This window comes from Citrobacter sp. JUb117, assembly GCF_024809055.1.
In the GTDB taxonomy this organism is placed as follows: Bacteria; Pseudomonadota; Gammaproteobacteria; order Enterobacterales; family Enterobacteriaceae; genus Citrobacter; species Citrobacter gillenii.
On record NZ_JANUFB010000005.1, the window covers coordinates 277251 to 291141 of the forward strand.

The window sequence follows — 13891 nt, forward strand, 5'->3', positions numbered from 1 at the left end:
CAGGGGTGCAAATTAATCATTCACGCACGCAGTAGGCTTGCGAAGGGGAAGGTTACAAGAAAGCAGGGCGACCAGCAATGGCATAAACAGGCCTGATGCTCGCGAATGAGCACCAGGGTTCCTGTCAGGGTAATGAATTGACGATCAGTATTCTTTAAACGCCAGTTCCAGACGGGCGAGTAAGGGTTTAAACAGGTAGCTTAAAAATGTCCGCTCGCCGGTTTTTATCGTTACGCTGGCGGGCATCCCGGCTTTAATCTTGTAATCACCCAGCAAGCGCGCACCTTCAGAGGAAACCTGCACTTCGGCGAGGTAATAAGGCTGTTGAGTGGCTTCATCAATTAACCGGTCAGCGGAGACGGTTAACACATGCGCAGGTACTGACGGCAGCAACGCGTGGTTAAGTGCCGGGAACAGGACGTCCACGGTTAACCCTGGCGCCAGTTTATCAATGGCATGTACCGGTATTTTGGCATCGATTTGCATCGGTTGTCCGGCGGCAACAATATCCATCAGATGTTCGCCCGGCTGAATTACACCGCCAACGGTACTGACCTTAACGTCCAGTACCACACCGTTAATGGGGGAGCGAATTTCTGTGTTATCCAGCTCATGACGGGTAGATACCAGTTCATCTTCCAGCATGGCGACTTCTTTTTGGTTTTCGGTCAGTTCAGACTCTACCTCACGCAGGTATTGATGACGCGCCTGATATGCTTTGATTTTCAACTCATTTTGCTGAGATTTGAGTTTGGCAATGTTCAGAATATCTTCGGATACACTGCTGGAGATTTCAGCGGCCTCACGTTCAAGCACCAGTAATTGCGCTTTCGGGTAGTAGTTTTTTTCACTCAATGCACGAATTGCGCCGAGCTCGCGGTTAATCAGCGTGAACTGATGATCGCGATAACCTTTTATTTTGTTGAGATTTTCTGTCTGCCCGATCAGGCCATCAAGCGTTTCCTGAATCATCGACAATTCATCCTGAATCGTTTTACGCCGGGTATCAAAGAGTTTGGCCTGCAAATTTCTGACTTCTGTCAGACGTTTATTCCCGGAAAATTGCTGAGTCAGCGCGCTATTGAAGGCAATCTCCTCCAGGCCGTCTCGCTCTGCCATCAGCCGGTCTTCAATACTTTTTGCCGAAATATACTGCGCGTTTAAGGCACTGAAACGCATATCGAGCTGCATTTTATCCAGACGGACGAGGACCTGATTTTTTTTGACCTGGTCACCTTCTTTAACGAAGATATCCGTTACACGTCCGCCGCTCAGATGTTGAATTGTTTTCCGGTTGCTTGATACCGTCACCGTGCCATCCGCGACCACCCCGGCATCCAACGGCGCCTGTACCGCCCAGAGCAGAAAGCCGCCAACGCCGAGCACGATGACGACGATTCCCCGAACAATCGGCGCCCAGATATTGGTATCCACACCTGAAGACCCCGGATTTCCAGAACCTTTTGTATTCTTTTTCATCTTCATGCCTCGCGTTTTTGTTCATTGTTGGATGAAGACGCTGTCGCCACTGGTTTTAATACATTGGCCTGGCGTAACGTGGTAAAGACCTGATCACGGGTACCAAACTCCTGGATAGCCCCTTCATTGAGCAGTAAAACCTTGTTCACCACACCGAGCAGCGTGGGGCGATGGGAAATGATTACGGTGGTTTGCCCCTGGGTTCTGAGGGTATTAATCGCCTTGATGAGGGCAAATTCACCGGCATCATCCAGGTTAGCATTTGGCTCATCAAGGACCAGAAAAGCAGGGTTGTTATACACCGCGCGCGCCAGCCCGATACGCTGACGCTGACCACCTGATAATTGATATCCACCTGAACCCAGTAAAGTGTCATACCCCTGCGGCAGGCGCAGGATCATCTCGTGCACACCCGCAAGCAGCGCGGCCGCCACGATAAGTTCACTGTCATTTTTCGTAAAACGGGCAATGTTTTGCGCGATTGTGCCGTCAAACAGTTCGACATCCTGCGGAAGGTAGCCGATGGACGGACCCAGCAGTTCTTTATCCCACTGACAAATGTCCGCGCCGTCGAGCCTGACTTTACCCGATAACGGTTTCCACACGCCGACCAGCACTTTAGCCAGCGACGTTTTGCCTGAGGCTGACGGGCCGATAATCCCCAGTACTTCGCCTTGTTCAAGCTGAAATGAAATATTGCGTAGCAGCGGAGTATGCTGACCGGGAGCGGCCGCAAAGACGGCTTCGACGCTGATATTGCCTTTGGGTTTTGGCAGAGTCAGGACATCTTTCGGAGCCGGGTACTCCTTCAGCAGGTTTGATAACTGGTGCCACGCGCTGCGAAATTGCACAAACTGCTTCCAGCTGCCGATCACCTGTTCAACCGGGTTCAGAACGCGCCCCAGAATAATCGAGGCGGCAATCATCAGGCCGGGGGTAATTTGTCCCCCGATCACCAGTAGCGCACCGGCGCCCAGCGCGATGGACTGCAATAACACTCGCACGAAGCGGCTCAGACTGCTTAATCCTGCCGTTTTGTCGGCGATCTGCGTTTGTAATACCAGCACCTTGTCATGCTGGGTTTGCCAGTTGGACTTGAGGGTAGAGAGCATCCCCATCGCTTCAATGGCATCGGAGTTTTGCAACTGCTTATTGAGTTTGGTGGCATTGTTGATGGTCAACGCATGGGCTTGCTGAATAGGTCGCTTCGTCGATAATTCAGACACTATGGTGAGAATAAACAGTATGGATATCCCGCCGAGGGAGAGATATCCCAATAAAGGGTGGACAAGAAAGGCGATGAATAAATAAATGGGGGTCCACGGAATATCCAGCAGAGCAAACAGGCTATTGCCAGAAAGAAACTGACGAACCTGGTCAAGTTCTGCTATTGACTGCGCGGGATTGTTCTCTCCGGTGGCAATCTTTCTTTTAAACGCCGAGTTAAAAATCAGCTGGCTTAACTTCACATCCAGCCGATTTCCCAGACGAACCATGACCTTAGCACGGGCTGATTCAATCATGGCAATGACAGTATATAAACCGACAATAAGTAAGGTTAACATTAACAGCGTGGTGGTGTTTTTACTCACCAGAACGCGGTCATAAACCTGTAGCATATAAATTGCCGGCGCCAGCATAAGCATATTAATCACACAACTAAAAAATAACAGGATAAGAAAAGTAGGTTTCGTTCCTTTTAATGCATCATTCAGTTCTGTTGGCGTATGCTGGCGCGACATAGTCTTCTCCTTATACGATCAATGAACCGTTGCCGTTATTACTGGCAAGGGTGTTCGGCGTTTCCAGATAAAAATCACCTATCGTGACGGTGCTTGAATTGACGCCGACCAACGTGATGTTGTCAGCCCCGATAGTCACGATGGTATTGCCGTTGCTGCCGGTGATGGACACGCTGCTGGCAAAATTCCCCGCATTAATGCCCAACTGAACCAGGTCAAGATAGTCCTGACCACCATTAGGATTACTGTCAAAACCGGTGATGCGGTCTCGCCCAAAGTTGGCGGCAAAGGCGAAGATGTCATTCCCGGTACCGCCATCCAGATTGTCATTGCCTTCCTGACCATTGAGGATGTCGTCACCGTTACCGCCGGTGAGGGTATCGACGCCCGCGCCGCCAATCATGACGTCGTTGCCGTTTCCACCTTGCAGGTTATCATTGCCGTCTCCGCCATCCAGGAAGTCATTCCCGATCCCACCGAACAGCTGATCGTTGCCTCCCATACCAAACAGCTGATCGTTGCCCGCACCACCGGTAATGATGTTGGCGAGTCCATTACCGGTACCGATAAAGCTGCCGCTGCCGGTGAACACCAGTTCTTCAACGTTACCGGTCATGTCGTAGCTGCTGAGGCTGGTGCGAACCACGTCCGTCCCGCCGTTCAGACCTTCGATCACCAGATCACCAACGTCATTCACGATGTAGGTGTCATTACCGGCACCCCCGGTCATGCTATCTGCCCCCAAACCACCATCGAGGAGGTCATCTCCGGCATCGCCTTGCAGCGTGTCTTGTCCCGCGTCACCAGACAGGCTGTCGTTTCCGGCCCCTCCGACCAGCAGGTCATCACCCGCACCACCAAACAAATTGTCATTGCCGTTTTCACCGCGCAGAATGTCACTCCATGCGGTACCGTTCAGCGTGTTGTTTCCGTTATTACCAACAATCAGATCCCCCACCGGTTGAGTGGTGGTTGATGTCAGAACAACAGGGGGGTTGCCTTCGTCATCAACGACGGTGACCACTACCTGCAACGTGCGTCCCACAGCGGCCTGACCTGGGGTATAGGTTGCCGATGTTGCACCAACAATGTTGATGAACCCTGTCGGGGAACTCATTCGCCATTGGTAGCTGAAGTTGCCGCCACTCAGACCGTCAGCATCAGCAATGCCGGAGACCACTGCGGTCAACGTCAGGCTTTCAGTCGGCGTCAGGTCGTTAATCACCGGTGCGCCGGTGGTCGCCTGATTGCGTGGCATAATGGCCTGGGTTTGTGCTGAGACTAAGGTTTCCGCATCGCCCATTTGGTCGTTAAAACTGGCGACCACACGCAGCGGAGCGCCCTGAATAGAGCCCGGTACTCTGAACTCTACGCCGGTTGCCTGATCGCGCCATTGTCCGTTGACCAGAGCCTGCCAGGTCATGGTGATCACCGTATTTGCCGCGAGTCCGTTACCATCCAGCAAGTTGGCCACGTTAACGCGCAGCAAGTCACCGACCGAAGGTGTCGCGCTGCTAATGTTGACGTTACCTGTCGCTTTTTGTGCGGTGACCCACAGCTGTTGACCGTCGCCAAACTCCAGTTTTTCGATATTCAGCAGGCGGTCAGTGCCGTCATCCAGGTTGAGGGCGGCATTCGGCGTTGCGTGGTCGACCCGAAGGCTACCGTCCGCCATACGGGTAAAAGCATAGTTCGTGCTGATATCGCGATACACCGCAACGTCAGTTTCGGTGCCGTTACCTTCACGCAAGATCTCACGCACGATCGACAACTGGTTCGGTTTCAGGGTGCCGGCCAGCATGTACGACTTCAGCTCAGCCATGCTTTCTGCACTGGTGAGTCCTGCCATGCCGGTGACGGCAATACGCACGTTCAGCCAGGCATCGCCATCAATGATGTCGTTACCCGCTTTACCCATAATACGGTCGCTGCCGCCACCGCCGAGGATGATGTCGCTGCCGTCATCCGGATTCAGCAACACCGCATTCGGGTTAGAGGAACGCTCGACGCCGAGAATGGACTGTAGGCCGTTGATCCTGTCCGCACCTTCCTGCGTCAGGTTATTGGAGAGCGGGGTGCCCTGAACCGGCGCGGTGCCGATCGGCTGTTCCGTGCCGGTCAAAATGTCGTTGTGCTTCCATCCTGAAAGCCCTTCGACCAGGTCAAAGCGGTCACGCAGAATGAATTCCTGCTGATTAACGAAAATCGGGATCCCGAGATCGGAGTTCGCACCGTTCGGGTCGCCTTTATGGATTGCCCAGTCGAAACCGGCCATACCATTGTTGCGTTGAATACCCGCGCCCTGAACCATAATATCGTCGCCAGCTTCACCATCGTAGTCGGTATCGTTGCCCTGACCGTTCAGCACATCATGACCAATAATGGTACTGTTGAAGAACAGCTCAGAGTTATCACCGGCTAGCGTGTCGAAGCCGTCGCCGCCTTCCAGCCAGTCGTCACCTTCGTTACCCATCAGGGTATCAGCACCCGAACCGCCCAACGCAAAGTCGTTATCCAGACCGCCGAAGACCTCCTGTGCATCTTCGCCAACCACTACGAAGTCGCTGCCGCTGCCGCCAAAGACCAGATCGTTACCGTTACCGGAGAAGATGACATCGTGCCCGGCATCGCCGTGCAGGAAATCAGCATCGCCAACCGGTGTTCCGGTGTCGGTAATAATGTCATTGCCGTCACCGCCGTGGACTACATCTGCTTCGTCGCCCCCGTCCAGACGGTCATCGCCACCGTCACCCCACAGGCTATCGATACCTTTACCGCCAATTAACGTGTCGTTTCCGGCAGTGCCGCCGAGTACCACATGTCCGTCGCCGATGTATTTCAGGTAGCCGCCGTCGGCATGGGTATCACCATCCACATCATTCCCCGGAGCCCGTCGCACCAGTAAAGGTGTCAGCAGGTCTTTCAGCGGATTCCCCCATGTTGGATCACTTTCCATTTGCAACACGGTGTTGACTTCGAAGATATGATCCGGCGTCTGGAACAGGTTAGCGGGCAGGTGAGAGGAATTCGCTTCGCCAAGGTCGCTGTTACGCATCACCAGTGCGGAGAACGAGTTTGCCTCCAGTTCATTGAGCAGGTTCAGGCCCTGAACACGGCTCAGGTAGTAGAACCGGTCGCCGTCCTGCAGCATTTCCATCTGCGTTTCAAACACAAAGTTGAAGGTCGAACCCAGCATGCCGCCGAATTCGTTTTTGCGCTCGGCCAGGCCGCCGATCCAGAAATCGACCATATTCAGGCCGGTTTCTTTGGTAGCCCATGAGTTGGTGCTGTTGAAGAAATCGAGCGCATCTGCTGGTGGGGCATTATTTCTATCGCCAAACAACAGGAAGTTAACCGCTGCGCGTTTACCTTCAAGCGTGGTGGCGTTAAGGATCAGCTCATGCTGACCGTAGGCGGCCATAAAGTTAATAATGGACGCCGGGTTTTTCAGGTAGGTGGTGAAATCGGCCCAACTGGTATAGGGGCGCAACTGCGAGTCACCGCTGAGTTCAAAGAACTGCTCGCGAGCCTGGTTCAGCGTCGGCATTGCGGTATCGCGACCGCGCGCAATGTTGAGTGCACCTAAGTCCAGCGGTAACCCGATGAGGTTATTGCGCAAGGCATCGGTAATAAACTCATCAATCTCGTTGCCCACCTGACGCGTCATGCCGCGAACAATTGCGCCGATGGCCGCATCATCAGAAACACCCACACCGTTGATTTGATTAAATGCCACCGGGTTGAGGAACGCAGTAATTAAATCGAGATCGCCGTTTTGCATATCGATGTCAGTACGCGCCACGGTTTCTGTAAGCATCGAGTGGCCAAAGCGGTACACCACATGTGCAAACTCGGCAAAGATCAGCGGGTTAATATCCGCCGTGTTAGAGAAGACAAACGGGTCGACGGCAGGTTGCACTGTACGAGCAAATTCCTCGAACACCAGGTGCTGGTACTGCATTTCCGTAGAGAAACGTCCAGCCTGGAATAAGTACTCCCCATTCCAGACCAGAGTACTGGTATCTGCGGGTAGTTCAGTTATCTGATGGTTCGGCATCAGCCACTGGTTGATGAGGTCAATATCGCCGGTTTCCAGCAGGGTGGTTTTATATTGTTCCACCAGGCGGTTATGTTCGCTGTGGAACACCGCATGGACGGCAGTCAGGCCAATGTTTTCATTACCACGCCCGTCGCCGGTGATAAAGTGGCGATCGAGAAGCTCATCATCATACGTTCCGGGAGCTTGTTCGCCGCCAATGACATCATCATCATCTGCGACCAGACCCGCTTTTGGTGCAGCCGTGTGGGCAATATCATCGAGGAACGCATGCCCCGTCCGGAATGTATCTGCGGGTAACACGCCACCGTTAGCCTCAACCAGGCCACCTTTAGTGACAATTTGTACTTTACCGCTGTCACTTAAAATCAAATTACCGTAACGGTCGGTCGCCAGCAGTGGAACACTAAAGACATCCTGATCGGTGAGTGTAATACCGAGTAAGGTCTCAGCCTGCTGTTTGACGTCAGCCCAGGTCGCCAGACCACCGTTAGCACCGCCCAACAAATTACCGGTAGGCTCAGGTTTACCGTCAATTAATACGTATTCACGGATGAAAATCTGATGCGAAGGGTGAGAGGTGTAGGTTTGGTTTTGATCAATAAATGGCGTCGTCGTGTTGACCGTTTCACGGTTTTCATCAACCGTGGCCCGGGTTAGGATCATAAAGTTAGTTTGTGAACCTTCCACGTACAACGGGTCATCGGGTTGCAACGGAATGAAAACAATCCCGTTGCCACCTTTGGGGATCAGATCCAGTCCGTGGTCAAAAAACTGACCAAAGAACGTCATCCAGCCGTTAAAAGCGGGGGAGAGCCCAACATCCGGAGACTGGTTAGGGATGGTTAAGGTGTTGCCTTCCCCGGTGATGGTCCCACCACCAGGCACACCCTTTAATGCGTCAAACACCTCCTGAGCGGCAGGGTTAGAGGCTGTTTGATCAGATATTAAATTACTGATAGTACGAGGGTCTGCATCAACTACCGTACCGCCGATTTGGAAGTAGCTGGTGCCTAGATCGGCATCCTGCCAATTCAATGCGGTTAACCTTGGCATTGTCTGGTCGGCGGAGCCGTATAACTCCTGGCCGGGCAAAAGGCTATTCCACGAACCGTCTACCGTGCGCAGTCCATAGGGTAATAGCGGACTGGATACTGACTCTCGAAGGGCATCGCCATTGATCGAACCATCCGGATTAGTTGCTGCTTCAGATATTTTGATCTGCTTAAGAATAAAAGCGAGATCGTGGAGTGTGACAGTAAAGTCATATTGTGAGGCCATAAATAATTACCCCTATCTTTACTTTGGATTAGCTATCATCTGTCATCTCTGTTACTAACTAAAACAGATATGAGAATGAGTCTTATTTGATTCTCGTGTGCTATTACGTGTACAGATTCCATTCTTCAAATAGTTAAAATACTGGCGTCATTATTAAAGTTATTCTCCTGGTTTGCGTGCTAATATATTCACCTCACTTATTGATTAGGTTTGAAAAAATGGAAGTATTTTTAACCCATTGAATCTAATCACATACTCAGGGCACACAGTTTTGCGAAGACGACGTCTTCGCAAGGGTTAAAAGTGGCGTTTTTATCTCACATGACATTTTTGTTATGATCATAACTATGGATTTTCCTGTGGCGACTTCACTCATACTTTATAATGAAAATATTAAATTTTCATTTCTTTACACTTGAGTTAATTATCACCGCGCGGTGCTGGCGCCCACCATTAAATAATGCTTCAGAGACCAATATGTATTGAGGAGTGGTAAGGCATGAAGACCTATGATTCTTTAAGCATTTTGGTCATTATTTAACAAACTAAGCCACTGAGGGTAAGCAAACCCTGTGACGATCGTCAATGTAGTCTTATTCTTAATACTCTACGTAAAACAGATGATTTAAATGTGTTTTGTAATAGTGAAGTCGTAGTACTGAATTTGAAAATTTAATATTGGATCGATTTTGTCACGACACCACGCCAGTCCCCTGATTATGATGTTACCGAAAACAATAAGACAATCTTTGCGAAACAGAGGGGTAACTCTATAGTTTTTAGAGAGACGGGAACGTTGTTGGCCATACTCCTTACACAAAAAGATTATCCATCAATGCAGGTAACCAAATGAAGAAAAAAATCATTCTCATCTCCGGGATGCTATTTTCAACGCTCAGTCATGCAAGTGCGCTCTATTTTTACGAAATAGGTACGGAAGATACCGCGCTAGCGGGAGCCGGGCAGGCTGCCCGGGCCCAGGATGCGTCAACGCTATTCACTAACCCCGCAGGCATGACTCGCTTACCTGACCACATGGTTACCACAGGATTGCAGGCAATGGGGGGAGATATTCCCTATTCGTTGAATAACGAATCGGCGGATCGACAAAGCCCCGGCAACGTCATGACAATTTTTCCTAATGCCAGTCTGTTTTATACACAGCAACTCAGTGATTCCGTTTCGGCGGGGATTGGATTATATGGCAACTATGGACTGGGTATCGATTTTGGCAACTGGGCAGGGGATCGGCTAATTAAAAAAAGTACGATGGTAGCAATGACCCTCAGCCCTGGGATGGCCTGGAAGTTGAATGATAAAGTCTCAGTGGGTGCGGCTGTGGGGCTAAACTATGGCTTTCTGTCGCTAACCCGAAATGTCGGGGGTAATGATGAGAAACAAAACGATCATGACTGGGCGACGAATTACCGTCTTGGCTTGCTAATGGATTTAACCGATCGCACCCGAGCAGGTATTACCTGGACCAGTAAGACCGATTATCATTTCAATATCGATGGAAAAGCGCGTTTCCCAAACCTGCCAAATGTTGAGTATGACCTGCCGATCTCCGCACAAGTTCGTGCACCGCAGCAGGTGATGTTGAGTCTGGTTCACGATATCAACACGCAGTGGTCGGTGATGGGCGATCTTGGCTGGCAGGACTGGAGTCAGTTTGGTAGCCCACAAATAACCGTTAATGGTCAATCGAACGAACACGCCAATCGTATGAGAGATACATGGCATACCGCGTTAGGCGTACAGTATCGCCCTGATGAGCAGTGGCGAATTAATGCGGGAGTTGCGTTTGACAGCTCGCCGTACAAAACACAAAGTGATGTTGCTCTGTCATTACCTACCGGCGACGAATGGCGATTTGGCACCGGGGCACAATACCAGATTACACCTGCCAGTAATATTGGGTTTGCCGTGGAGTACTTGCATATGCAGTCTTCTCAGGTTAAATCAGATGCTTTTGCGGGCGAATATAAAAAACCGTGGCTTTGGTTTGCCAGCGTTAATTACAGCTATCAATTTTAGCGCATCATTTTAATAAACCCGGCTTTAGAGTGATGCTAATAGTAACGGTTGTGGACTATTGAATTCACAACATCTGTTCCCGTGTCATACAGGGAGCGTACAGCGGCATAATTAATCGTCTGTCGCTACCGGCTGGTGGCCTTTTCCATATGACATAGCCTAATAAAAATAAAATTGTTCTTTTATTAATAGGAACCCTATGGCTGGAATATGGTCTATCTTCATTGAAGTTATCTTGGTTTACATCGTTAGCTCAATTGAAAGAGTACGGGTTTTATCATGCAAATTTTACCACCGGTACGTCCTGAACAAAGTATCCAACGCTTGACGCAAGCGCTTGAACCCATAGCCGAAAAGCTCAAGGTTGTGCCACGTCGGCGTATCCTTTGGATGCACAAAAATCAGCCTCAGTTGTATCTTTTTCTGCAAGGAGAGCTTTCTATTTTGCGTTCGTCGGATGGCCTACTGATCGTCACGGTCTATGAACCTCATCTGTTCGGTCTCGCGGAGATGCTCCAACCGATTCACGGTCATTTATTACGTGCAGAAACAGAGTCAACAATACTACGCGTCGATGCGCATAAAGCGCGAGAGCTGTTTCATAAAAATGGTTTATGGGAAGACGTTGCCTCCATAGTTTCCTACCATACCGGTTATCTCTTCTATCGTGATGATTTAGTGGTACAGCAGCGTACCTATTCAGTAATACGCAATCATCTGGAGGAGATGATGCTTTTACCCGAGGAGACACGCCAGCGAGTCGCTATTTTAGATTATATTCAAGAGCGTACGCACTTATCGCGTAGCAGCATTTTGAATGTTGTCTCCGCGTTAAAAAAAGGTGGTTATATTGATTTCGAACGTGGGGGGTATCTGACATCAATCAGCAGATTACCTGAGAGGTTCTGAGTAAATCCAAAAATAAATTAAATATCAGTTATCAGCAGGGCTTGAATATTCTATTGTGGTGGTACGTTATATCCATCAACCATGGCTGTATTTCCACAATAGGTAAGATATGAAAAAGACAATCATCACACTCATTTAAGAGTAAATGAAAATTTATAATTAAACATCTTTTTAATTAACCCCATTGGTTTTTGGTGTTAGTCTTTTATTATCGAATAATACAGACTTACATTTTCACCCTTATACAATGTTTCAACATTCAAAAGAGTAGGGAAGCCCTGCTCATAAAGTATATTAGCCGAGGATTTATGCAACTTAATAAAATAGTGGGTTATATGGTCATCGCTGGTGTGTGTTCCACATCATTAATGTCGCTGCCAGTTATGGCGCAAGAGGGAGCGAAAGATGCCACGGCACAAACGAAAAGTGCAAACGATTCATTGTACGGGCAGTTACCTTTCAATGATAAAACTGATTTTTCTAATGCTCACAAAGGATTTATTGCTCCGCTTCCGGCTGACCTGATTAAAGGAAAACAAGGCAATATAGTCTGGAATCCGCAGCAGTATGCATTTATTAAAGAAGGTGAAAAAGCGCCCGATACAGTGAACCCAAGCCTGTGGCGTCAGTCACAACTGATCAATATCGGTGGACTTTTTGAAGTAACCGAAGGGGTTTATCAGATCCGAAATCTGGACCTTTCAAATATGACCATAATGGAAGGTAAAGAGGGTATTACGGTGGTTGATCCGCTGGTATCCGCTGAGACCGCAAAAGTGGGGATGGATCTCTATTATCAACATCGTGGAAAGAGACCCGTCGTGGCGGTCATTTATACTCACAGCCATGTTGACCATTATGGTGGCGTTCGCGGCGTCGTTGATGAATCCGATGTAAAATCCGGGAAAGTGAAGGTGTATGCACCGGCTGGTTTTATGAAAGAAGCGGTGTCAGAAAATATTATGGCAGGTAATGCCATGAGTCGCCGCGCCAGTTATATGTATGGCAACTTATTACAGCCCGATGCGAAAGGACAGGTTGGGGCGGGGCTTGGGACGACAACCTCCGCCGGGACGGTGACGCTGATTGAACCTACCAACTACATCACCCACACCGGGCAGAAAGAAGTTATCGACGGGCTGACCTACGATTTTATGATGGCTCCAGCTTCGGAAGCTCCATCAGAAATGCTGTGGTATGTAGAAGAGAAGGGCATGATTGAAGCGGCAGAAGATGTGACTCACACGCTGCATAATACCTATTCGCTACGCGGTGCAAAAATTCGCGATCCGTTGGCATGGTCAAAATATATCAACGACGTGATTGGTCGCTGGGGCGGTAAAGCAAACATTATTATTGCTCAACACCACTGGCCAACATGGGGCAATGAAAATGTCGTGACGCTAATGAAGAGCCAGCGCGATATGTATCGCTACATTAATGATCAGACTTTACGCATGGCTAACCAGGGACTGACCCGTGATGAAATCGCGGCGAACTTCACGTTGCCGCCCGGTCTGGCAAAATCATGGGCCAGCCGCGGTTATTACGGTTCTGTCAGCCATGACGTGAAAGCAACCTATGTTTTTTACCTCGGCTGGTTCAACGGCAACCCGGCAACCCTCGATGAATTGCCACCCGTCGAAGCGGCAAAGAAATATGTTGATTACATGGGCGGCCCTGATGTCATTATGCAAAAAGCAAAAGCAGATTATGCCCAGGGCAATTATCGCTGGGTGGCGCAAGTTACGAACAATATCGTCTTTGCCGATCCTAACAACAAAGAGGCACGCAACCTCGAGGCCGATGCCCTGGAGCAAATGGGATATCAGGCTGAATCAGGTCCGTGGCGGAATTTTTATCTGACCGGTGCCCAGGAGTTACGCAACGGCGTGGTGAAAGGTGCGACACCAAATACGGCCAGCCCAGATACGGTTAAAGCTATGTCACCGGAGATGTTCTTTGATTATTTGGCGGTGCACATCAACGGCGAAAAGGCAGCAAATGCAAAAGCGGTCTTTAATGTTGATTTAGGCAATGACGGTGGCAACTATAAGCTGGAGCTGGAAAATGGCGTGCTTAATCATAGTGCTAACGTGCAGGCCAGTAACGCTGATGCTTCAATTGTATTGAACCGCGCGACCCTGAACAAAATCATCCTCAAAGAGGAGTCACTAAAACAAGCAGAAGAAAAGGGCGAGTTACACGTCAGCGGTAATCACGCAAAACTTGACGAATTCCTCGGCTATTTAGACAGCTTCGATTTCTGGTTTAATATTGTAACACCTTGATTATGTAGAAGGTGAAGTTAAAACCCGCCGAATCAGGCGGGTGCAACTCAAGTTTCGTATAGCAATCTGCTACCAATTGGGCTAAGGTTTGTGTA

6 protein-coding genes are annotated in these 13891 nt (G+C 49.6%); 3 read left to right on the forward strand and 3 right to left on the reverse strand.

The window, feature by feature from the left end:
* Positions 1-144 precede the first annotated feature (144 nt).
* From M2374_RS13685 to M2374_RS13695, 3 genes are read right to left on the reverse strand one after another with little or no spacing between them, the layout of a single operon-like run.
* Entirely contained in the window at positions 145-1479 is a 1335-nt protein-coding gene (locus M2374_RS13685; RefSeq protein WP_115258502.1) for an HlyD family type I secretion periplasmic adaptor subunit, read from the reverse strand.
* 2 nt (positions 1480-1481) lie between these two features.
* Positions 1482-3221, reverse strand: a complete 1740-nt coding sequence (locus tag M2374_RS13690) for a type I secretion system permease/ATPase (RefSeq protein WP_137400132.1) — start codon at positions 3219-3221, stop codon at positions 1482-1484.
* A gap of 10 nt (positions 3222-3231) precedes the next feature.
* Complete coding sequence (locus M2374_RS13695) at positions 3232-8559, reverse strand: peroxidase family protein (protein ID WP_259155135.1); 5328 nt, start codon at positions 8557-8559, stop codon at positions 3232-3234.
* A gap of 849 nt (positions 8560-9408) precedes the next feature.
* On the opposite strand from M2374_RS13695, the gene M2374_RS13700 reads away from it, so the two are divergent.
* From M2374_RS13700 to M2374_RS13710, 3 genes are all read left to right on the forward strand, one after another.
* A complete protein-coding gene (locus tag M2374_RS13700; protein ID WP_174360862.1) occupies positions 9409-10596 on the forward strand; it encodes an OmpP1/FadL family transporter in 1188 nt (395 codons plus the stop codon).
* Between the two features lie 279 nt (positions 10597-10875).
* Entirely contained in the window at positions 10876-11505 is a 630-nt protein-coding gene (locus tag M2374_RS13705) for a winged helix-turn-helix transcriptional regulator (RefSeq protein ID WP_117342784.1), read from the forward strand.
* A 308-nt stretch (positions 11506-11813) separates the two neighbouring features.
* Complete coding sequence (locus M2374_RS13710; protein WP_259155137.1) at positions 11814-13796, forward strand: alkyl/aryl-sulfatase; 1983 nt, start codon at positions 11814-11816, stop codon at positions 13794-13796.
* Positions 13797-13891: the final 95 nt, after the last annotated feature.

Bases quoted from the DNA above. Each gene is read 5' to 3' on its own strand.
- M2374_RS13685 (WP_115258502.1), bottom strand. From the start codon at position 1,479: ATGAAAAAGAATACAAAAGGTTCTGGAAATCCGGGGTCTTCAGGTGTG.
- M2374_RS13690 (WP_137400132.1), bottom strand. From the start codon at position 3,221: ATGTCGCGCCAGCATACGCCAACAGAACTGAATGATGCATTAAAAGGA.
- M2374_RS13695 (WP_259155135.1), bottom strand. From the start codon at position 8,559: ATGGCCTCACAATATGACTTTACTGTCACACTCCACGATCTCGCTTTT.
- M2374_RS13700 (WP_174360862.1), top strand. From the start codon at position 9,409: ATGAAGAAAAAAATCATTCTCATCTCCGGGATGCTATTTTCAACGCTC.
- M2374_RS13705 (WP_117342784.1), top strand. From the start codon at position 10,876: ATGCAAATTTTACCACCGGTACGTCCTGAACAAAGTATCCAACGCTTG.
- M2374_RS13710 (WP_259155137.1), top strand. From the start codon at position 11,814: ATGCAACTTAATAAAATAGTGGGTTATATGGTCATCGCTGGTGTGTGT.